This is a genomic window from Paenibacillus sp. EB106-04-04-XG159 (assembly GCF_058791835.1).
In genome coordinates this window covers 1-21022 of the sequence record NZ_JBYTDY010000019.1, presented here as the reverse complement: position 1 = coordinate 21022, position 21022 = coordinate 1, and the positions used below count along the sequence as shown (strand labels likewise).

Sequence of the window (21022 nt, the reverse complement as noted above, 5' to 3'; positions counted from 1 at the left end):
TTCTAGAAAAGTATGGTTAGGGTTTGAATTCCATCACTGTTTGTATTATATTGATATCGTGTGACATAGATAAAGTTGTACTCATTCAGGAGGGAAATATATAATGGCAAAATATACTTGGGTTGAAAAAGATACATGCATCGCCTGCGGGGCTTGTGGAGCGACTGCACCTGATATTTATGATTATGATGACGAGGGTATCGCTGAAGTTATATATGAAGGCGATGATAACAAAGGTGTGACAGAAATTCCGGAAGATCTTCATGATGATATGCAAGATGCATGCGATGGCTGTCCTACTGATTCGATCAAGATTGCGGATACACCATTCAACTAAATCATTGCACTCTAACCTCATCGGTTATTTATTAAAAACTCTGCCCCCGGCAGAGTTTTTGTGCGTTAATGGTAAGAGATCATGATCGCGGTATTGAACATTTAAAGGAAAATGCCGATACATAACATGAAGGGTGCAGTATGGCTGCTAGCTGCCTTCGGGATAGGGGGATACTCATGTCGAAGCAAGCGGGTAAATCTCAGTTTACCGAGCAAGATCAAGCCTATATGAAAAAGTATATAGAAGCGCATCCCGACAACCGTATGGCATGGTATCTGTTGGGGAAGCAGTATGAACGCGCGGGTGAGATGAGCAAAGCTCATTATTGTTATAATCAAGCTGGAGACATATACAAGGCTTTTGAAAATGTACCGCTTCCTATAGAAGCGGCAGCCGAGAGGCTGATTATGAAACAGGAAGCCAAGCGCCTGCGTGAGCAGAAGGCGATACGCAGAAGACGGATCGTGCGCGCCTCATTGTTACTGCTGCTGCTCGCTGGGCTGTTGACCTCACTGCCAAGTGAACAGGCTCAAGCTCCGAGCGAGCCGCCAGCTGCACCGAACATCGAACCGAGTGTTCCAGCAGCCACGCCTGAAACGACGCTTGGTGCAGGCATGTATCTAAGCGGTGAGAAGGAGAAAGAGCTTGCCGCCTCATTGTTAAGCGCTGTCAAGCGCACTACTGCTTCGGACAAGCCTTCATATGTAGTAACGCAGCCTGAGGAGGGTTCTTGGAAGCTATGGACTCTTCAACCAAAACCATGGTATATCGTTGAGCCGTCGGACAAGACGAGCGAGGCTGAGGTAAGAGCGCTCAGTGCGAAGGACTGCTATTGTGAAGCGGAGCAGAGCAGTGTCAGCACCTTAGCGGGGAACTGGGCTATGCAGGAGCAGCGGCAGCTGCAGGCACGATCTATCGTCGTTGCTGCAGTTCGCATGGGCACAGCCCCGCCGACTAAGTTGGGGAAGTTGGCCGGTGGATACCCCAACAACACGATTGCAGGCGTTGATCCGGAATTAGCCCCGCTGTACGAGCATGCTGTAGAGGCGTGGAAGGCCGCGGGCTCTCCAACCGATGCTAAGCTCGCTGAAAAAGAGCTGTTCGGATCGCCTGAAGCGCTGGATTCGCCTTTTCAAGAGGCACTGCGCATCGTTGTAGACAAGCAGACCATGCGGCTCGCGGTCATCAGCGGCGATCAGATTATCCGCAATTATTCAGTTGGCTTAGGCGGAGAGCGTACCCCGGAAGGAAGCTTTATCATCACGGAGAAGGTTGTGAATCCGAATGGAAGTGCGAATGGTTCATTTGGCAGCCGGGGGATGACGCTTTCCGATACGTTATATGCCATTCATGGCACGAATGAGCCGGATAGTGTAGGCAAGAACGAATCATTAGGCTGTGTGCGCATGTCGAAGGAAGACATTGAGGAATTGTTTGATTTGGTGCCTATCGGCACCGAGGTACAAATTACAAATGGCAAACTTCCTGTTAAGGAGCATAAGCCGACGAAAGAAGATCGATATCAAGTTCCTCTTACATCTGGGCAAGAGAATCCGAATAAAGTATATAAATGGTTGGGGTGAATTTAAAGGGGATGTCCCAAAAGTCAAAAGACTTAGGGACACCCCCTTCATGACTATATATAAGTACGGGTAGTGCTTAACCATTAACAATAATTAACACCGAAATGACAACGATGAGCAACAGAACGATGGAACCGACCCAGATCATAGCTTTCTTATTAGGAGCTTCATCCTGTTTCGTAGTTCTAGTAGGGGGCATACGCTTAGTTGTCATAGCTAATCACCTTTCTTCACCGATTATGTATTATACAGAATATTGTATACGCTTTTGCGCGATATGACTAGTACATAGAGCATGAGGTAAACTCTTTTCTTTTCAGCATGAACACAGTAAACTGTTCCATAGGGTAAATGTTAAGGGGGGACTTGGCAGCTTACTCTAACCTAAAAACTATTTCTATGTTAGAATAGATAACATCGACAATCAAGAACGGAGTGGAATCGTTGTTATATCGCAATATTGGTAAACCGTTATTTTTTAAGCTGGATCCAGAGCGGGCTCATCATCTCGTTATAGGCGGAATGGCTGCAGCCGCTAAACTGCCTGGTACGCTCTCGATGCTGCGCGGCATGTACGGTGTACAAGAGGATGCCATGCTCGCAAGTGATCTATTCGGACTGCACTTCCATAGTCCAATAGGTTTAGCGGCTGGATTGGATAAGAATGCGGAAGCTGTTGAAGGCTTCTCATCCATAGGCTTCGGATTTATGGAGGTAGGTACCGTAACGCCGGTAGGACAGCCAGGCAATGATAAGCCGCGTTTGTTCCGTTTGCCTCCGGATGATGCACTAATCAATCGAATGGGATTTAATAATGAAGGCGCTGTTAAAATGCGTGAAAGATTATCACAGCTGAAAGCGCGTCCGATACCTGTGTTTGTCAATATCGGCAAGAACAAGGTTACACCTAACGAGCAAGCCCAAGAGGACTATTTGAAGTGTATTCGTGAGCTGTATCATGAAGCGGATCTATTTGTCATTAACATCAGCTCTCCTAATACGCCGAACTTGCGCAATTTGCAGCATGGTGATGAGCTCCGCACGCTGCTGCAAGCTGCCGTTAAGGAAATGCAGGCTCAGAATGATTTAAACGGCAAGAGCAAAGCCATACTGGTAAAGGTTGCGCCTGATGTGACGGAAGAAGAGCTGGAGCATATGATAGCGACGATTAACGGAAGCGGCGTATCGGGAATTATCGCGACGAACACGACGTTATCGCGTATGGGAGCCACTCATCCGCATCGTCTTGAGAACGGCGGCTTAAGCGGTAAACCGTTGACGGAACGATCTAGAGACGTGATCAAGCAGATCTATCGCATGACGGATGGCCAGCTGCCGATCATCGGATCCGGCGGGGTCTTTAGTGCTGAAGATGCTTACGGACATATTTGTGCAGGCGCAAGTTTAGTTGAAATATATACCTCTTTGATCTATCGCGGACCTGAAGTGAACCGTGAACTGGCTGCAGGCCTGAAACGGCTGTTGCAGAGAGACGGATACAAGCATATCTCGGAAGCGGTAGGGAGAGACCATAAATAATATGTACACAGTACCGTGAGCCGGTACGGCGATGAGCGGTTGGAACGGACAGGAGGCATTCATATGGACGGAATAGACTGGGGAAAATTTTTGTTGCCTTATGAGCAGGCCATCGAAGAGCTAAAGGTCAAATTCAAAACGATGCGTACCGAATTGAAGAAGCGTGAAGAATATGCGCCAATCGAATTCGTAACTGGACGAGTGAAGCGGATATCCAGCATTCTGGAGAAAGCAAAGCGGCTGAATGTGCCGCTCGAACATATAGACACTGGCATTGAGGATATTGCTGGAATTCGTATTATGTGTCAATTCGTTGAGGATATTCGCTATGTCGCCCAATTGATTCGTGAGCGCAAAGATATGAACGTGCTGTATGAGAAAGACTACATCACGAATTTCAAGGAGAGCGGCTACCGAAGCTTCCATATGATCGTTGAATATCCGGTCCAGACAGCTGTCGGGCAGAAGATGGTCTTGGCGGAAATTCAAATCCGCACGCTGGCCATGAACTTCTGGGCTACCATTGAACATTCTTTGAATTACAAATACAAGGACAGCTTGCCGGAGCACGTGAAAAAGCGTTTGAAGAAAGCTGCGGAAGCAGCGTTTATTCTTGATAACGAGATGACAAGCATCCGCCATGAGATACTGGACGCGCAGCGGAGCTTTGAAGATAAGTCGAAGATTGTTCAGAACTGCTTAACCTTCATTCAAGAACTGTATTATCATCATAAGATATCCGAAGCGATTCAATTCCAGAGTCGATTCATTGCGCTCTGGGAGCAGAACGATATGATCGGCTTGAAGCGTTTAGAGGAAGATCTGCTGCAGTTAATTGGTAAGGCGAAGACAGAGCCAGAGCCTAAGACAGAGGAATAAAGGAAGCAAGAAAAAAGGTACAGACCCCTATATGTTGATTAGGGCTTCTGTACCTTTTTTTTGTGCCTATTGCAATACTACCGTGTCTCCTGGCTGAAGGCCTTTCAACACTTCAGTCTTTTCCGGTGTTTCCATTCCGGTCTCAATCGAACGGCGCTCCGTTGAGCCGTCAGGCAGCTTAAGCATTACATATGAGCCTTCCTGGTCCTTCATGACTGCAATCGTGGGTACGACAATGGCATTTTCGATGCGCGACGTTTCTACGAGCCCGGTCAGACTCAAACCCGCAATCATATTCTCGTTAGCCTCCAAGCTGATGATCACTTCAAATTGCGCGGCTTGATTCGCAGCTTGGTCGGTTCCCGGCTTCGCGAACTTGGATACTTTTGCGACGGTGCCTTTAAGTGGGACGTCCTTTAGCGCATTGATCTTGACATCAACAGGCATGCCCGGCTTGATCATGAATATATCCTGTTCTCCGACAAGACTGACAAGCTGTAGCTTCTTCGTGTCCACAATCTTGCCGATTCGAGCATTCTCCTGTACATATTGCGGCAAGTTTGCCGCATCGTCATATAGAAATATTCCATCAGCCGGAGCATAATAGGTGGCCGTTTCAGCCTTGCTGCGCTTCTCAGAGATCTCTTGCTCTTGAATCGATATATTTACCTGATTAAGCTCGCGCTGGAGCTTAGCTGCTTCCTTATCGATAAATTGCTTCTTGGACTCCGCTTCGGTCGTGGCGCTTACTTCCCCTTCTTCCCCGATCGAAGCTTGGAATTCGCTCAATTGATCCTCCAGCTTCATCTTCTTCAAGGAAGCTTCGCTCTGGGCTATTTCTTTCTGTAAGTCTGAAGGGTCCAGATTGAACAGGAGTTCACCCTTCTTTACCTGCTGCGCATCCTTCACACTCCATTGCTTCACCTTTCCAGTGAAAGGTGCGTACACGATTGTTTCCTTCTCGTAGCTGGACTTTCCTTTTATCTCAATCGTATTGATTAAAGTTTCCTGTGTAACTGGAAATGTAATCTGCTCTTCCGCAGTATTTGCTGCCATATCGGATTTGGATGGATTGCCGAATTGATATAGGCCATAGCTGATTGCGCCAATGATAAGGATGACGGCCATCCACTTGATCTTCTTCTTCATCTTTCTATAACCTCCCTGATTGTTTCCGCTGCTAATCACGTTTGATGGCGGTCAATGCGTCTGTTCGGGATGCAGTGATGGCAGGATAGATACCAGATAGCACTCCTGTAAGCACTGCAAAAAATAGTCCGACCGGAATAACGTACATTGGAATAAATATAAAGCTCTCACCGGAGGAAGTTGCCATAGCAGCCGCTCCGTTTATTCCCCAAACGATCCAATAGGAGAACAATACGCCAATAAGACCACCGAGCAGCCCGAGCAAGGCAGCTTCTATTATAAACATGTTTCGAATCTGCCTCAGATTAGCACCGAGAACCTTCATAATGCCGATTTGACGTCTGCGCTGATAAGTTGACATCGTCATGGCGACTACGATAGAGATCGAGGCGATAAAGAGTACAAACAATCCTACACCTAATGCAACCGTCCGAATGATCGAGAATTCTTCCTCGAGTCGATCCATCTGGTGCAAGTTAGTGCTGGTATCCAACATTAATTTTTTGATTTGTCTTTCTACCTGTTCCACATTCTTCTGATCATCGACTTTAACGAGGACCGTATTATATGTACCCTTTTCAGTCTTAGCAGCATCGCCTTCACGCTGCAGCTTCAATTGTTCAACCAACATTTGCGCGGTTTCTTCCGACACGTACAGCTTTTTATCTTCACGAGCCATGTCATCCGTAACGTTTGGAGGCTTCTGCAGCACAGAAGTTATTCGAATATTCGCGGACAATCGCTTGCCATCCGAAGTCATTGCCATAGGTTCAAGACGAAGCGGCTTCTGATAGATTGGAGTAGGCAAGGATCTAAGCTGCCGCCATTGCTGGTAGTACTCGTCATTGAACGGATCCTGATCCATCTTGCGCTGCAGCGCCTCCATAGCTTCAGGATTGACAAGTCCGAACGTTGCGCCGTAGGACGCAATACCGGTATAAGGCACATCGGAAGGACCACCCTGATTAAATTGATGACCGAATGCCGGAAGCTCATTCAGATCGGTCGCAATGACTTCTACGAAACCGTTCTTGTTATCGCTAGTGTAAATGTTCATATAGTCCAATCGCTCGAATGGAGCAGCGGCCGTCACATGCGGCAAGCTGCGTATGACCTCAAGCTTCTGCTTCGTAAGCATCCCGTGCTTGACGAGATCGGGATCCGCATCTTCCTTGCTGATGGCGGAAGCGGGAGTGACTGTTATTTCATCGACTTTGAAAAAGGAGTTCATCTGCTTCTCAGCGTACGATTGCGCCGATTCACCCAAACTTAAAGCGACGATGATAGCCGAACATCCGATGGAGATGCCTATGGCGCATAGAGCGGTGACGACCTTTCTGCGCCGCAGCTGGTCGCCGGAGATGCGCATGTAATCGAGGAATCTCATGAAGTCGCGCCTCCTGTAGGTACTAGAATTGCCTCTTCGGTAGGTGCGTCTGAAGGTTCAAGTGCGCCTTCTTCGACGAGATAACCGTCTCTTAACGTGATCACACGTTCCGTATGAGCAGCAACCTCAAGCTCATGTGTGACGATGATGAAGGTCGTGTCCATAGTCTTATTCAAATGCTTCAGAATTGCGATTATTTCCTGTTCAGTCTTCGTATCTAAATTTCCGGTAGGCTCGTCCGCAAATATAACGGAAGGCTCCGTTATAAGCGATCGCGCGATGCTAACCCTCTGCTGCTGACCGCCTGAGAGCTGGGAGGTAAACATCTCAGCTTTATCAGGAAGTCCAACCTGTTCCAGAAGCTTGAGCGCTTTATCTTTTCTTTTACTAGGAGATACGCCTTGGAATACGAGCGGAAGCTCGATATTTTCTCGAACCGTGAGATTGGGAATTAGCTCATAGGACTGAAATATGAAGCCGATATGAGAGCGGCGAAATTCAGCAAGCTGATTTTCATTCATTTCGACGATATTGCGACCTGCTATATAAATGCGACCTTCAGTAGGCTTCATCAAGCCTGCCATCAGGTTAAGCAGTGTTGACTTCCCTGATCCAGAGCTGCCTAACAGTGCGACCATGTCGCCTTGTTCAACATGAAAATTCAGATCGTGAAGCACTTTCGTCATCTCCGATCCGTTCTGAAACGTGTGTGACAGATGTTCAACTGTGAGCATGCGGTTCCCCCTTTCTGAATTTGTAAATTCGTTGTATGTATAAGCGGTGATAGAATAAGTCGGAATTACGATAAGAACATGAAGATGTGACGATATTACTTGCCCGCTCTCCTTCAAACTTTTATTCCAGCAGCGAATCATGATATGCTGTTACGGTATGGCATAGATAGGCTAATCGCATTAATGGAAGGATGAAAGCATGATTGCGCTACCGACTGCATTTGTGGAAGCGATGAAACACCGAATGGGGGAACAATATTCCCCCTTTATGAACAGCTATAATGAAGAGCCAGCACCAGGGCTCCGCATCAATACAATCAAGCTGGATATGGATAAACTTGCAGTCTTGATGCCTGAACTTACTGAACGAATCCCTTGGACGAAGGATGGTTATTACATCCCGTCGGAAGCAAGGCCCGGCAAGCACCCATTCTATCACGCCGGATTCTATTATATCCAAGAGCCGAGTGCTATGGCACCTGTTAATTTGATGAAAGTGCAGGAAGGGGACCGTGTTCTTGATCTGTGCGCGGCTCCAGGAGGCAAAACTGTACAGATAGCGGCAGGGATAGGGGAATCGGGTGTGTTAGTCACCAACGATATTCATCCTGATCGCACGAAGGTGCTTGCTCGCAATATGGAGCTATACGGCGTTACTCGCGCTGTTGTGCTTAATGAGCGGCCGGAACGTATTGCTGAGGCTTTGCCCCAGTGGTTTGATAAGGTGCTCGTCGATGCGCCTTGCTCCGGGGAAGGTATGTTTCGCAAAGATCCCGATATGGTGCGTGCCTGGGAGCGAGAGCCTGTGTTGACATATGCTAAGATGCAGCAGGAGATTCTGGACAGCGCAGCACAATTGGTGAAGCCTGGCGGTAGACTCGTATATTCGACCTGTACGTTCTCGCCGGAAGAGAATGAGGCGTCGATCGCTCGTTTCTTGACCAAGCATGAAGATTATCGAGTGGTTCCGATTGATCTGAATCATGGATTTGCTTCAGGTCGTGTAGATTGGGCTCGGGATTGTATACGCGAGCATCAATGGGAAGCTTCACCCTCGGCGATTGAAGCCGTAGCAGGTACAGCTCGTATCTGGCCTCATCTTGTACGAGGTGAGGGGCACTATGTTGCTGTTATGGAACGGCTTGGCGAACCGGTTCAAGCTAATCATTCACAGCTGCCGCCGATTCCTACTGAGCCATCTGCTCCATTCATAGAAGTGAAGAGTAAGCGGGACGTGAAGCAGCAGGATAAGCGCATGATGAAAGCTAAGGTGCGTCCTAAGGGATTACGAACACCGGATCAGGATCAGATAAATGCTTTTTCTACATTTTGCGAGCACAATATGAGCCGTATTCCAACTATGCCTAATGTAACGATTAAGGACTATTTATACTCCTGTCCTATATCACATGAATTGTTGACGAAGCTTAAAGTAATAAGACCAGGTTGGTTTCTAGGCACGTGCATGAACGGACGTTTTGAGCCGGCACATGCGTTTGCGATGGGGCTCCGCCAAGGTGATGCGGCGAGAGAATACCATTTCAGCGCGTCAGATCCTGATGTCATTCCTTACCTGCGAGGGGATACACTGTCATATCGAGAAGATCTGGGACTTGAACATGCTAGCCAAGCAGTCAAGGGCTATGTGCTGGTTATGCTTGAGGGGAGTCCGTTAGGCTTCGCGAAGCGCTTAGATCACATCTTGAAAAATGAATACCCAGCTGCTTGGAGGTGGACATGACCGATGGCGAAGATTAGGTTGGATAAATTACTTGGTCATATGGGCTGCGGAACTCGTTCCGAAATCAAAAAGTGGGCCAAAATCGGACTGATTACCGTTAACGGAGCTGTCGTAAAGGATAGCGGCAAGCAGATTGATCCCGATATCGACATCGTGAAGTTGGATGGACAAACGATTCAATACCGAGAGTTCGTATATATCATGCTTCATAAACCGCCGGGCGTCATATCGGCAACAGAGGATACGCGAGAACGAACGGTAATTGACTTGCTTCCTGCGGACATGCAGGTGTTTGAACCATTTCCGGTGGGAAGATTGGATAAGGATACAGAGGGACTGCTCTTATTATCTAATGACGGTAAGCTCGCGCATGAGCTCTTGTCTCCGCGGAAGCATGTGCCGAAGACTTATTACGCTCGTGTCAGTGGAAGAGTAGATGAGGCTGACATCGCAGCGTTCCAGCAAGGAGTTGTGTTGGACGACGGATACCATACTCAGCCAGCCCAGCTCGTTATTCTTGAATACGATGCCGCTTCGGATGTGGATGGCATCTCTCACATCGAAGTAACGATAACTGAAGGCAAGTTCCATCAGGTGAAGCGAATGTTTGAAGCGGTTGGCAAGAAGGTAGTGTATCTGAAGAGATTAACGATGGGATCCTTGAGATTAGATCCTGAATTGAAGCTTGGTGAATGGCGGGAGTTAACCTCAGCTGAGTTATCGGGTCTAAGAGGCGATTATTAATTATACGGAATAGTAAGTTACGGAGGAAATGAGAAATGAGCATACAGATTGTTGCTATTGATATGGACGGAACACTGCTGCATGATGATCACACTCTGTCCAAGCGTAATGCGGATACTATTCGTCAAGTTGCAGAAGCTGGTGTTGAGATTGTGCTGTGCACAGGGCGCAGTCCGGTCAGCACGCTTCCGTATCTGGATGAATTAGGTTTAGAAGGCATTGTTATTACACATAATGGCGCTGCTACAGTCGCATCCAAAAGCAGAAAGGAGCTTAATCTGTTCGAGCTGCAGGGTCAAGATTTAGACAGATATATGGATTATTGCCGTAAGCATCATATTCACTTTGATGTGAATACGGCCTTTGATCTGTATGTGGACAGCATGGAAGTGCTGACGAGTGAGATGCTGCACATCTATTCTCAATTTTTGATTAAGCCGAAGCTGTTCCCAGGTTGGGATCAATTGGAGGAGCCGGTACTGAAGCTAACCATATCGGGTGAAAAAGAAAAGATTGACGAAATAGAGGCAGAGATGAATCTTTGGGATCACAAGCTGCATTTTATTCGTTCCGGTGATTATTTCATCGACGTCATGCATCCCGAAGCGACGAAAGGGAATGCGCTGATGAACTTAGCGGAGCAGCAGCGAGTTTCGCGTGAAAATATATTGGCAATAGGCAACTATTATAACGATGTAACCATGATTCAGTATGCGGGAATCGGGGTTGCCATGGACAATTCGCCGCTGGATGTCAAAGCGGCGGCTGATGATGTTACCTTAAGCAACAATGAAGATGGGGTACATGCTGTACTTCAGAAATATATTCTTTCCAAAAAATAGGTCGTCACAAGGAAAGAAGGGGACATAGTCCCCTTCTTGTACGTGGTAGTGTTCTTATGTTGGAATCAGCAGCAGAACACTACGCTTATGATTACCAACAGGATGAACAATACCAAAATAATACCTAATTGGTTATGGTGGTGGTGTCTACCGTCAATAGCGTTCATCATTTATTCCTCCCTTTGCAATTAGTCGGTCCACACCGAATCGGTTACACGTAGTTTCTGGCATTGGCGGATGCATCGAAAACGTCCGTCATTCGGTATAGAGTATCATATGCAGTAGCCTTGACTCGAATTGGACATTTGCCCGGTATGATAAGGATTTGGGTATTAGCCTAAACAATCCACTGCGTTCGTCGATCAACCGAATAACAACAAAGAGACCGCTATTTCTGTTTGTATCCAGAGAAATAGCGGTCTTTGTGATGTATTCAGATTAGGTTCTCGTTTCAACAGCTAGTCCACTAAATGAAATCGGCCCGACGACATCTGCTCGAGTATTTGGAGTTAAATTTTCTGCGGTTACGGTGTATTAAAGAGATTGCAAACGCAATCCTTTAGGGTAGTGATTCTTCAGGATGCCATCGGAAGCCTTGCCCCAGCCAAGCGGCAAGCCGTCAACTGTTACAAGTACCCAGCCTTTAGCCTTCGAGATCTCCTCAGGCAATTGCAGGGTGTTGCCGCTCAAGTAGGTTGACACATCGCTTGACTGCGAATCCAAGTCAAGCGCAACTGCCGCGTCGGCGGGTCCGCTCAAGCTTAACGCGAGCGCGTGGGCGGGTTCGACACGCTGCTTGCGCATATGCGCGAGGTGCAAGCCGGGACGGGGAACGCGCAGCCCGTTTAGGCGCTCGTGCCGCATGCGCAGGGCGCTGGCAGCCGGGGAGGCGGGGAGCCAATAGAGCTCATCGCCGAACAGGATCGGCTCTCCTGGCGGGGGCTCCCACGCAGGCAGCGCCTCTCGCGCCCAGCTCGCGAAGAGCGCATACGCCTCCTTCGCGCTCATGGCGTGCGTGCGCTCGACCTGGGATGGTCGACCGCCAGCACGCTTCTTGTCTCGCTTCCGCTCATGACTTGCGAGCGGGGGCGAGTCGTCATTGGCCGCAGCATCAAGACCGAGAAGGTCGCCATCCGTATGCGTGTGCCGCAATACGGCGACAAAATGACCTTCTCCCTCGTGACGGTGCGGCCAGATGCGTTCCATGCGTTCGACTTGGAACGCAGGATAATTCTCCAGCCAGCGCGCGATGATGCGCTCATTCTCTTCCTCGTTGAAGGTGCAGGTGGAATAGCCGATTCGCCCGCCGGGACGAAGCATGCGAACTGCCGCCTGAATGATGTCCCATTGGCGCGCCGCGCATAAGGCGACGTGTTCCGGCGACCATTCGGCAATCGCATCTGGATCCTTGCGGAACATGCCTTCTCCTGAGCATGGAGCGTCGAGCATGATGCAGTCGAACGCTTCTGGAAATCGTTCAGCGAGCGTATCCGGATCCGAATTCGTGACGATGACGTTGCTCCAGCCCATCCGCTCTACATTTTCAGCTAATATTCGGGCACGTTCGCGATGTATTTCGTTGGCGATTAATAGGCCTTCACCTTGAAGCTTGCCCGCGATCTGTGTTGATTTACCGCCGGGGGCACCGGCTAGATCCAATACGCATTCACCAGGCTGCGGATCGAGCAGCGCTACAGCGGACATAGCTGAAGGCTCTTGAATATAATAGAGGCCGGCAGCGTGATAAGGATGCTTGCCGGGGCGAGAGCCTGCTTCATAATAGCAGCCTTCATCGCACCATGGAATCGATCGCAGCTGAAACAGGGCTTCAGCTCGCTCGCGAGCGATGTGGTGTTTTGGCCATTTTCGAGTATGGATACGTAAACCGTAAGCGCGAGGCGCATAATAACTTGCAAGGAAGGCATCGGCTTCTTCTTGCAGCATCGATCTCATCTGTTGTTCATATGCCGGAGGCAATGAATTATCGAGTTGTGACATTGCTTATGACTCCTTAAAGAGGTGTATAGATGTAGAAGTGTCATTAATTTTACCTAAAAATGCAGTCGTTACGCAATGGAAATGCAATTTCAGTTATTATGTGACGAAAATGTAAGCCAATTACTAGCATTAATCGTTTACTATATATACGTAGAGAAGAATACAATTGGATGATTGTGAGTAGAGAGAGGGGTAAGCCAATGAGTGATGCTGTAGTAGAACTACGGAATGTCACCAAGAAGATCGGCAGTAAAATTATTGTTGATAATCTGTCATTTAGTGTACGCCGTGGTGAGGTGTATGGATTTCTAGGTCCTAATGGTGCAGGCAAGACGACGACAATCCGCATGATGGTCGGCTTAATGTCTTTAACGGCGGGGGACGTTATCATTGAGGGCCATAATGTGAAGACGGATCGAGCCAAGGCTATGGCGCATGTCGGCGCGATCGTAGAGAATCCTGAGCTGTATAAGTACATGACCGGGAGACAGAATCTGATTCATTTTGCGAGAATGAGCGGAACGAAAGTGACGCAGGAGCGCATAGATGAGATTGTAAAGCTAGTTGAATTGACTCAAGCACTTGACAAAAAAGTAAAGAACTACTCGCTCGGGATGCGTCAACGGCTTGGCGTAGCTCAAGCATTATTGCATAATCCTTCGATTCTGCTGCTGGATGAGCCGAGCAACGGCTTGGATCCTGCGGGTATTCGTGAATTGCGCGACTATTTGCGCCGGCTTGCAAAGGTTGAGAACATCTCGATACTGGTATCCAGCCACATGTTGTCCGAAGTTGAATTGATGTGCGATCGAGTTGTCGTCATTCAAAATGGCCGCTTCGTCGGTGAGCGGATATTGGATCCGAATGCGGATGTGAACCAAGCAACCGGCAAAGCTGTACAGTTCCGTGTTGCTCAGCTGGAAGAAGCGGAACGACTGCTTCAAGAGCGTCAATGTCAATACTCCATCAATCAGCAAGCGGGCTCAGTGACGGTTACGCTTCAGCAAGAGGAGATTCCCGAATTGGTCAGCTTGATGGTTCAGCATGGCCTGAAAATATACGAAGTTCGTCAGGTGGCAGAATCGCTTGAAGACGCGTTCTTGTCGATGACGAAAGGAGGTCAAATCGTATGAGTTATTTCTCAGGTCTAGTGCGCAATGAATGGATGAAGACATTTGCTAAGCGCCAAGTTCCGTATTATGTTATATTTTTAACCCTAATGGTCGTGGGAATCGGCACGGTAATGCGGTTGTTTATGATGGAGTCCGGTTCTGAGTTCGGTTCCCTCGATTTCCTGAACATTATGGCGGGTGTTTCCGCAGCGATTACGATGTACTTTATTATTACTATCTCTGCACAGACGATAACAGATGAATTCAAGGATGGCACGATCAAGCAGCTGCTTATTCGTCCTGCTAGTCGAACGACGATTATGATGTCTAAGCTCGTTAATCTGATCACGATTACGATTGTCGTATATGTGATCACTACGATCGTTGCTTGGATCACAGGCCTTATCCTGTTCAGCGGTGAGAACGGTGCTACATTTGGGGAAGTCATTCGTGACCTTATATTGAGCCTGCCCAGCTTGTTCTTCTACAGTCTGCTGGCCTTCTTGATGGCAGTGTTAACGAGAAGTATCGGACTTTCGATTACGGTACCGATTATTACGCAATCGATCATTGCGTCGGTCGTTGTCTTTTGGAGTCAGAAGTCGTGGTATATGTTCCTTATCTTCCCTAACTTGGATTGGAGGCCTTACTTTATTGAAGGGTATGGACTCCCTTACACGGGTGCTTCCCTTGGATTAGCTGTCCTCATATACTGCATATATATGATGATTATGCTCCTTGCCGCTATATTCATATTTAATAAACGAGACATTCAATAATGATAAAGGCTGTCCTTGCTGCAGACAACGTCTGCGCGAAGGGCAGCCTCTTTCACTCACTTCACACTTAACTTCCCGTAGAAATCTTATGATCTCTGCGAATATTACGGTATGCGGTAACTTGATTTTTACCATTCTGCTTCGAATGATACATCGCTTCATCCGCTTCTTTCACAAATTGCTCAATCGTAAGCCGTTCATGGTATACAGTGTAGCCTACGCTCACGGTAACGGCAGTCTCCGCTTCTACTCGCTTGCGAATGTTTTCTGCGATTACTTCAGGTTTCGTGCGGGAATGATGAATAAAAGCAATCAGTTCTTCACCGCCGAAGCGTCCCGCTAAACCAACATCATCTACTTCTTCTTGAATAATGTTAGCCGTCTGCTTCAGCGTCTCGTCAGCAAAGAGATGTCCTTGCGTGTCGTTCAGCTTCTTAAAGTTGTCGATATCGCAAAATAGGATAGCAGACTTGCTGTTCTTCTTCACAAAATGAGCCATACGGTTGTACATGTAGGTACGATTAAACAATCCGGTCAGCCCGTCCGTAATAGATGAGCGGTATGTTTGCTGTAATTGCTCAATAATTCGCTCGAAGATGAGAAAGAAGAGCAGGGTGTAGTATAATAATGATAAGAGATGCTTACTAGCACTCAGCCATTGATTCATCCCATCGAAGATGACTACATTCAGAAGGATGGATGTCAGAACTCCTGTATAAGCTAGAAGGCTGACCGTATAGCGTGTTCGCTGCAGAATCCTCGGCGCAATCCATATATAGCATAGGAATACCATCGCAGCTTGCCAGATCGCGAGAAACCAAGCAAGCGCATTCACGCTGTCAGTTGTTGAGACGCGCAGTGACAGGAATACCATTGCAGGTACACTTATTGTCAGCAACGTGAAACGAATTCGCATCGCACGATTGATTCGTTTATATAGCCGCAGGACGGCAATGTTCAACAAGATGAAGGATATGGCGGCTAGTGAGGCCCGTCCGAACCCGAATAATCGGATCGCGGAATCCGTTGCGGCAATACCCAGGGCGGCAAGAAGACTGTCCAATAGCATGAGCAGCAACCCGCCGAGCAGCATGATGTAAGCGGATGAACGCTGCTTGGACATCAGCCTGACAGCCATGAGCAGCATTAGCAGCAGAACGTAGAGCAAGCAAATCGTTGTGACAGCAACTACATCCCCATCGTGGAATAGTAATTGCAAGTAATCGCTCATATCTGACGCTCCTAGAACCATTTTAACTTTACGGCAAAATATAATCTAATATATCATAAACAGTGGTGAGCGAGAAGTGAATATAAAGGAGGGACAGTCATGAAACTGTTGCAAGCTTTGTTTTTCCCGCCAGAACAGCCGGGTGGGGTGTCCTCCATGATTCCCTATATTATGGATCGGTTTCAGCCTCCCCATTGGGAGATGGACTTGTTCTCACTGCCTAAGCGCATTCGGGGAAAGGGCAGCGAAGATATTCAGTTCAAGACCTTTGATTGGACGGAATACGGGCAATCGGCAATTGTTCAAAAATATATCCAAACATTCCGTGATTATATATGGTGGACAAAATTGCGTCTTTCCAAGACGTATGATCTCATACATGCGCATCACCCGATTGCCGCACTTGCGATGAAGCACCTATATCCAAACACCCCAGTTATTATGACGATTCATTCCAGTTATGAGCGTGAGCTAATCTTGAACGGTAAGATTGAGGCAGGCGGTCTGGAGCATCGCTTTTTAACATCGTTGTACAGAGAGCTGGAAGCGTCAGTGGATGAAATGATGACGGTATCTGAAGCGTTCAAACAGTATATGAAATCGTATCTTCACCATGCGGATCGAATCAGCGTTCTGCCAAACGGCTATGACGAGAAACGATTTAAGCCTATCGCGCATGAGAATGAAGTGCCGCAGCTTATTACGGTGTGCAGACTTGTTCCGGCAAAGGGGATTGATATTCTGCTGGAGGCATGTGCGGAATTGAAGCGCCGCGGTCACGCCTATGTCCTGCATATTATCGGGGATGGTCCGATTCGTGAAGAGCTTGAAGCGCTGGCACAGCGTCTTGGCATCTATAATGAAACCATCTTCTATGGTTACATGCTGCATCCGGAAGAATTCATGCCATTTTCGGACATTTTTGTGCTGCCATCACGAGCGGAATCATTTGGTTCTGTGTTTGCGGAAGCCGCATTATGCAATCTTGCGCTGGTAGGTACGAATGTAGGTGGAATTCCAGAACAGATCGAGGACGGAGTGAATGGACTCCTCGTACCTGCTGACAACCCGATCGCGTTAAGCGAAGCGCTGGAGCGGGTGATGATGGATCCTGCGTTCCGTTATGAACTAGGGCGCGCGGCATCTGCCAAGGCGAAACAAGCGTACTCGCTAAGCCGCGTAGTGAACGAGCTTAAGCTGGCGTATCTGAAGTATCGAGAGCACGAATCTCATTAGAGACAGGAAACGGGGTTGTCCCTTGCGTAATAGAGGTGACAGCCCTTTACTCTTATAAGTTGACAATATACGTACATAAACAGCGGATTGAACTGTATCATCAAAGGATCAGGAGGGATCGAATGGCAAGGACATTTCGTTTTGTTCATGCGGCGGATCTGCATCTGGACAGCCCCTTCAGGGGACTTGTGCCGATGCCTGATCAGCTGCGGGAGCAAGTGATTCAATCGGGAATGGAAGCTTGGGATGCGCTAGTCCAGTTGACGCTGGATACACGTGCGGACGCGCTCTTGCTGTGCGGAGATCTGCATGATTCGGATGCGAGATCACTGAGGTCGCAATGGGGGCTGCAGCAAGGCGCGGCTAAGCTGGTTCAGGAAGGCGTGAGCGTATTCATCATCCATGGAAACCATGATCCGATGAGCGGAAATATGGATTGGGAATGGCCTGCCGGTGTCACAGTGATTGGCAAGGACCAGCCTGAAAGTCATATTGTATTGAATCGAGCAGGCGAACCTGCAGCCGTTGTCAGCGGCATGTCGTACGGCAAGCAAGCTGTATATGATAATCTAGCGCTGAAGTATCCTGCAATACCGGAACATAGCGTGAAGATGGACGAGCTGTCGGCATCTGAACATGGAGCTCATGCTTCTGCTGGCGCTGTTCGTTCTTCTCGTCTCTACCGTATAGGTATGCTTCACGGCACGGTGGACGGAAGGCAGGACCATGATCCCTACGCGCCTTGCTCCAAGCAGCAGCTGATCGAGAAAGGGTACGATTATTGGGCCCTCGGTCACATTCATAAGCGCGAAGTCATTCATGAACAGCCGTGGATCGTGTATCCCGGCAATCTCCAAGGCCGGCACATTAAAGAAACGGGAGAGAAAGGCGCCTATGTGGTGGATGTAGAGGAGGACGGAAGCTCTACAATTCAGTTTCACGGGCTGGATGTTATTCGATGGCGAGATGAAACGTTGCAGCTCGACGGCATCGATACACGGCAGCAACTGACCGATAAGCTCTGGGAGACGATTGACCAGTGGCGAGAAGAGGCGGATGTACAGCTTCAGCTCGTACGGGTCACATTGGCGGGACGCAGTGCGTTGCATAAGGAGCTGGCAAGCGGTGCGCTGCAAGAGGAATTGATCGAGATGTGGCATGAAGCGGAGCAATTGCAGAGTGAACAAGGGGAACGCGCAGTATGGCCTGTATCCATGCGTGTAGACAGCCGCTCGGCAACCGATCTCGATGCTTGGCGGGACACGGACCACTTTATCGGTGAAGTGATTAGACTGACAGAGCATGCCATGACGGATGAAGTTATACGTAAGCAATGGATGGACGAGGTGCTGCAGCCGCTTATGCAGCAGCGGCAGCTCTCGCGCTGGACTGAACAGCTTGCACCAGAAGAGGTTGACATGCTGCTGAATGAAGCCCTATGTCTCGTCGTGGACATGCTGGAAGGAGAGCCGTCAACATGAGAATTGAGCGAATGGAGCTGCAAGCCTACGGTTCGTTTCAACAGCGTGTGCTTGATCTGCCAGAACAGGGAATGACGATAATAGTTGGACCGAATGAGGCGGGGAAGAGCACGGTCTTGTCTTATATTCGGACGATGCTGTACGGTTGGCCGAAACGCGGGGCGGCACAGCAACGCTATGAGCCGCTGGACGGTGGGGCGATGTCCGGGAGACTGACTGCTAAGGATCGAGATGGCGGAAGATGGATCATTGAGCGTCAAGAGCGCAGCAATGGGCCATTTGTACGGATTCAGCATGTGGACCCGTTCGGAAATATGCGGGAACGCAATCAACTGGAGCTTGAACAGGAGCTGCTAGGCGGTCTTCACGCTGATCTATATAACAAGCTGTTTGCTGTGACACTCGACGAGCTGCATGCCCTTCATACGCTGCAGGGTGAGGAATTGCGATCTATGCTGTATGATGCAGGCATTAATGCGGGTAAATCGATAGCAGACAGTGAACGTAAGCTTCAGACGGAGATGGACAAGCTGTATAAGCCGCGCGGTCGAACTCAGCAGCTGCATGAAACGCTGAAAGGACTGCAGGAAGTTGAGCGAGGCAAGAGAGAACAAGCAAAGCTGGCAAGCAGGCTGCTAGAAGCGGAGACCGAATGGAAACGGGAGCGCGCACGGCTTGAACAGCTGCTGATCCAGCGTGATGAGGATCGCGGTCAGCTGGCGACGATGGAGCGTGCGCTTCACGTCAGCGATGTATGGGTGAAGCTGGTCGCGGTACGGAGCGAGCTGCAGGAGCTGCCAGACCTATCGTATTGGGAGCCGCAATGGAAAGAGAACGAGCAAGCGCAGCAGCATCAGCTGAAGGAGGCAGCTCAGACGTTGGAGGAGCTGGAGGCGAAGCAAGCTGAGGTGCGAACGCAGCTTGCGGAAGATCAGCCCGTACAAGAGCTCCTCCGATGCGCCGCTGAATCGAGAAGGCTGATCGGCCTTGCGGAGACCGTGCAGCATTGGCGCGACGACCTGCGCGAAGTGGAAGTAGAGCTGGAGGCAGCGGAGAGCGAGCTGCAGCGGCTTGCGCGGCAGAGCGGACCAGAATGGACCCCGGCGGAGCTTGCCGCTAGCGATATATCGCAGACCATAGTGGAGAAGGTACGCGAATATAGCAAGGAGCTGGAGCATGTAGAGACGTTTGCTGTTCGAGCGGATGATGAGCTGCGACGCGCGACCGGCGAGCTTAGATTAGCGGAGGAAACGAAGTCAGCAGCGGCTGATTCACTTACCCAGCATGTAAAAGCAGGCGTATCGGGAAGCGGATATGCTCCTGATGATGCAAGTGTCAGTAAACTGTTTCGCGCATGGGATGAAGTAAATAAATTAATGTCCGGCCTAGATCATGCTGCTATAGGTATAGATGTCAATGTGAAGTCTATTAATAATTCGCTAGCGCCTTATATCATCGGAGGATTAGGTCTGGCAGGTGCAATTGGACTTGCTATTGCAGGAGAGATGCTGGGCGCAGCAGGAGTAGCGGTGCTGGGCGCGGCGTCTGCGGGCTGGTTATGGTGGAGCGGCAGAAGATCCGGCAGGAGCAAGAGCAGGGGGGGGACCGCCTCAACGATTGGCGGTGCAGAGCAGCGTTTAGCGGAGCTGCTGCGCACACTGGAGCAGGAGCTGGCTCCGATGTTGGAGCAGTGTGGCGAGCATGCGCTGCGTTCCCGCTCAGCAGAGACGGGAACCTATGCGCGTGCGAGCCGCGCGGGAGCTGGTGGCGCAGAGCGCGCGGCTGTGAGCCTCCAGCGCCTGGATGAGGCGCTGGAAGCAGTGAGCGCGTGGGCGAGAGAGCGCGAGCGGCTGGCGCAGCGAGAGCAGGCGGCGAACGAGGCGTGCGCGCTCGCCCAGCGTCGAGCCGCTGCGGCTGAGGCGGAAGCGAGCCGCGCCCTGGATGCGCGCGAGACGCAGCGTATAGCATGGCAGCGCTGGCTCGAGACGCGCGGCCTTCCCGCTGCGTGGAGCCCGCAGGGCGTGCTCGAGCATGCCCGCCGCGTGGAGCAAGCGAGCGAGCTTGCGCGCAAGCATGCGCGGCTCGAGGCCCGCGCTGAGCGGCTGCGCGCGGAGCTCGACGCGTACCGCGAGGCATGCGCGTGCGTTCTCCACGCGGCCGAGCCGCACGCGCACGCGCCAGCGCCAGCGCGGCTGCCTGCGCTGGCGCAAGGCGCCGCCGAGGCAGCCGCCGCGCAGCAGGCCGGCGGCC

At 49.7% G+C, this 21022-nt stretch carries 18 protein-coding genes and 1 pseudogene; 12 read left to right on the top strand and 7 right to left on the bottom strand.

The window, feature by feature from the left end; all coding sequences use genetic code 11:
- Nucleotides 1-103 precede the first annotated feature (103 nt).
- Together AC3WTP_RS19370 and AC3WTP_RS19365 are read left to right on the top strand one after the other, a co-directional pair.
- A complete protein-coding gene (locus AC3WTP_RS19370; protein WP_492396279.1) occupies nt 104-337 on the top strand; it encodes a ferredoxin in 234 nt (77 codons plus the stop codon).
- A 176-nt stretch (nt 338-513) separates the two neighbouring features.
- Nucleotides 514-1920 (top strand): L,D-transpeptidase family protein, encoded by a 1407-nt coding sequence (locus tag AC3WTP_RS19365; RefSeq protein WP_492396278.1) that lies wholly within the window; start codon nt 514-516, stop codon nt 1918-1920.
- Between the two features lie 76 nt (nt 1921-1996).
- Here the strand turns inward: AC3WTP_RS19365 and AC3WTP_RS19360 are convergent, their stop codons facing one another.
- On the bottom strand, nt 1997-2134 hold the full coding sequence (locus tag AC3WTP_RS19360; RefSeq protein WP_492396277.1) for a hypothetical protein: 138 nt from the start codon (nt 2132-2134) through the stop codon (nt 1997-1999).
- Between the two features lie 230 nt (nt 2135-2364).
- On the opposite strand from AC3WTP_RS19360, the gene AC3WTP_RS19355 reads away from it, so the two are divergent.
- Both AC3WTP_RS19355 and yjbM read left to right on the top strand, forming a co-directional pair.
- Complete coding sequence (locus tag AC3WTP_RS19355; protein WP_492396276.1) at nt 2365-3459, top strand: quinone-dependent dihydroorotate dehydrogenase; 1095 nt, start codon at nt 2365-2367, stop codon at nt 3457-3459.
- Between the two features lie 63 nt (nt 3460-3522).
- Complete coding sequence (gene yjbM / locus AC3WTP_RS19350) at nt 3523-4338, top strand: GTP diphosphokinase (protein ID WP_492396275.1); 816 nt, start codon at nt 3523-3525, stop codon at nt 4336-4338.
- A gap of 66 nt (nt 4339-4404) precedes the next feature.
- Here the strand turns inward: yjbM and AC3WTP_RS19345 are convergent, their stop codons facing one another.
- From AC3WTP_RS19345 to AC3WTP_RS19335, 3 genes are read right to left on the bottom strand one after another with little or no spacing between them, the layout of a single operon-like run.
- Complete coding sequence (locus AC3WTP_RS19345; RefSeq protein WP_492396274.1) at nt 4405-5487, bottom strand: efflux RND transporter periplasmic adaptor subunit; 1083 nt, start codon at nt 5485-5487, stop codon at nt 4405-4407.
- 31 nt (nt 5488-5518) lie between these two features.
- On the bottom strand, nt 5519-6874 hold the full coding sequence (locus tag AC3WTP_RS19340; RefSeq protein WP_492396273.1) for an ABC transporter permease: 1356 nt from the start codon (nt 6872-6874) through the stop codon (nt 5519-5521).
- On the bottom strand, nt 6871-7608 hold the full coding sequence (locus AC3WTP_RS19335) for an ABC transporter ATP-binding protein (protein ID WP_492396272.1): 738 nt from the start codon (nt 7606-7608) through the stop codon (nt 6871-6873). Before AC3WTP_RS19335 ends, AC3WTP_RS19340 begins: the two co-directional genes overlap by 4 nt.
- Before the next feature lie 199 nt (nt 7609-7807).
- On the opposite strand from AC3WTP_RS19335, the gene AC3WTP_RS19330 reads away from it, so the two are divergent.
- From AC3WTP_RS19330 to AC3WTP_RS19320, 3 genes are read left to right on the top strand one after another with little or no spacing between them, the layout of a single operon-like run.
- Nucleotides 7808-9349 (top strand): RsmB/NOP family class I SAM-dependent RNA methyltransferase, encoded by a 1542-nt coding sequence (locus AC3WTP_RS19330; protein WP_492396271.1) that lies wholly within the window; start codon nt 7808-7810, stop codon nt 9347-9349.
- Nucleotides 9350-9352: 3 nt separating this feature from the next.
- Nucleotides 9353-10093: a pseudouridine synthase gene (locus tag AC3WTP_RS19325; RefSeq protein WP_492396270.1), complete on the top strand. Its 741-nt coding sequence runs from the start codon at nt 9353-9355 to the stop codon at nt 10091-10093.
- 35 nt (nt 10094-10128) lie between these two features.
- Nucleotides 10129-10935, top strand: coding sequence for a Cof-type HAD-IIB family hydrolase (locus AC3WTP_RS19320; RefSeq protein WP_492396269.1), 807 nt, complete (start codon nt 10129-10131; stop codon nt 10933-10935).
- A gap of 438 nt (nt 10936-11373) precedes the next feature.
- On the opposite strand, the pseudogene AC3WTP_RS19315 reads toward AC3WTP_RS19320, so the two are convergent.
- Both AC3WTP_RS19315 and AC3WTP_RS19310 read right to left on the bottom strand, forming a co-directional pair.
- Nucleotides 11374-11469 (bottom strand): annotated as a pseudogene (locus AC3WTP_RS19315) (exosporium protein C); the annotation flags it as partial.
- Complete coding sequence (locus AC3WTP_RS19310) at nt 11470-12933, bottom strand: RsmF rRNA methyltransferase first C-terminal domain-containing protein (RefSeq protein ID WP_492396268.1); 1464 nt, start codon at nt 12931-12933, stop codon at nt 11470-11472.
- Nucleotides 12934-13133: 200 nt separating this feature from the next.
- Between AC3WTP_RS19310 and AC3WTP_RS19305 the strand changes: the two genes are divergently transcribed.
- Both AC3WTP_RS19305 and AC3WTP_RS19300 read left to right on the top strand, forming a co-directional pair.
- Nucleotides 13134-14066 (top strand): ABC transporter ATP-binding protein, encoded by a 933-nt coding sequence (locus tag AC3WTP_RS19305; protein ID WP_492396267.1) that lies wholly within the window; start codon nt 13134-13136, stop codon nt 14064-14066.
- Complete coding sequence (locus tag AC3WTP_RS19300; RefSeq protein WP_492396266.1) at nt 14063-14824, top strand: ABC transporter permease; 762 nt, start codon at nt 14063-14065, stop codon at nt 14822-14824. Before AC3WTP_RS19305 ends, AC3WTP_RS19300 begins: the two co-directional genes overlap by 4 nt.
- Nucleotides 14825-14891: 67 nt before the next feature.
- Here the strand turns inward: AC3WTP_RS19300 and AC3WTP_RS19295 are convergent, their stop codons facing one another.
- Nucleotides 14892-16055: a GGDEF domain-containing protein gene (locus AC3WTP_RS19295; protein WP_492396265.1), complete on the bottom strand. Its 1164-nt coding sequence runs from the start codon at nt 16053-16055 to the stop codon at nt 14892-14894.
- A 99-nt stretch (nt 16056-16154) separates the two neighbouring features.
- Between AC3WTP_RS19295 and AC3WTP_RS19290 the strand changes: the two genes are divergently transcribed.
- From AC3WTP_RS19290 to AC3WTP_RS19280, 3 genes are all read left to right on the top strand, one after another.
- Nucleotides 16155-17291, top strand: a complete 1137-nt coding sequence (locus AC3WTP_RS19290; RefSeq protein WP_492396264.1) for a glycosyltransferase family 4 protein — start codon at nt 16155-16157, stop codon at nt 17289-17291.
- A 122-nt stretch (nt 17292-17413) separates the two neighbouring features.
- Nucleotides 17414-18772 (top strand): metallophosphoesterase family protein, encoded by a 1359-nt coding sequence (locus AC3WTP_RS19285; protein ID WP_492396263.1) that lies wholly within the window; start codon nt 17414-17416, stop codon nt 18770-18772.
- Nucleotides 18769-21022: AAA family ATPase (locus AC3WTP_RS19280; RefSeq protein ID WP_492396262.1), on the top strand; the 2254-nt coding region annotated here is incomplete at its 3' end. The genes AC3WTP_RS19285 and AC3WTP_RS19280, both read left to right, overlap by 4 nt.

Excerpts from the sequence above, each read along its gene's own strand:
- AC3WTP_RS19370 (WP_492396279.1), top strand. The coding sequence starts at position 104 with ATGGCAAAATATACTTGGGTTGAAAAAGATACATGCATCGCCTGCGGG.
- AC3WTP_RS19365 (WP_492396278.1), top strand. The coding sequence starts at position 514 with ATGTCGAAGCAAGCGGGTAAATCTCAGTTTACCGAGCAAGATCAAGCC.
- AC3WTP_RS19360 (WP_492396277.1), bottom strand. The coding sequence starts at position 2,134 with ATGACAACTAAGCGTATGCCCCCTACTAGAACTACGAAACAGGATGAA.
- yjbM (WP_492396275.1), top strand. The coding sequence starts at position 3,523 with ATGGACGGAATAGACTGGGGAAAATTTTTGTTGCCTTATGAGCAGGCC.
- AC3WTP_RS19345 (WP_492396274.1), bottom strand. The coding sequence starts at position 5,487 with ATGAAGAAGAAGATCAAGTGGATGGCCGTCATCCTTATCATTGGCGCA.
- AC3WTP_RS19340 (WP_492396273.1), bottom strand. The coding sequence starts at position 6,874 with ATGAGATTCCTCGATTACATGCGCATCTCCGGCGACCAGCTGCGGCGC.
- AC3WTP_RS19335 (WP_492396272.1), bottom strand. The coding sequence starts at position 7,608 with ATGCTCACAGTTGAACATCTGTCACACACGTTTCAGAACGGATCGGAG.
- AC3WTP_RS19330 (WP_492396271.1), top strand. The coding sequence starts at position 7,808 with ATGATTGCGCTACCGACTGCATTTGTGGAAGCGATGAAACACCGAATG.
- AC3WTP_RS19325 (WP_492396270.1), top strand. The coding sequence starts at position 9,353 with ATGGCGAAGATTAGGTTGGATAAATTACTTGGTCATATGGGCTGCGGA.
- AC3WTP_RS19320 (WP_492396269.1), top strand. The coding sequence starts at position 10,129 with ATGAGCATACAGATTGTTGCTATTGATATGGACGGAACACTGCTGCAT.
- AC3WTP_RS19310 (WP_492396268.1), bottom strand. The coding sequence starts at position 12,933 with ATGTCACAACTCGATAATTCATTGCCTCCGGCATATGAACAACAGATG.
- AC3WTP_RS19305 (WP_492396267.1), top strand. The coding sequence starts at position 13,134 with ATGAGTGATGCTGTAGTAGAACTACGGAATGTCACCAAGAAGATCGGC.
- AC3WTP_RS19300 (WP_492396266.1), top strand. The coding sequence starts at position 14,063 with ATGAGTTATTTCTCAGGTCTAGTGCGCAATGAATGGATGAAGACATTT.
- AC3WTP_RS19295 (WP_492396265.1), bottom strand. The coding sequence starts at position 16,055 with ATGAGCGATTACTTGCAATTACTATTCCACGATGGGGATGTAGTTGCT.
- AC3WTP_RS19290 (WP_492396264.1), top strand. The coding sequence starts at position 16,155 with ATGAAACTGTTGCAAGCTTTGTTTTTCCCGCCAGAACAGCCGGGTGGG.
- AC3WTP_RS19285 (WP_492396263.1), top strand. The coding sequence starts at position 17,414 with ATGGCAAGGACATTTCGTTTTGTTCATGCGGCGGATCTGCATCTGGAC.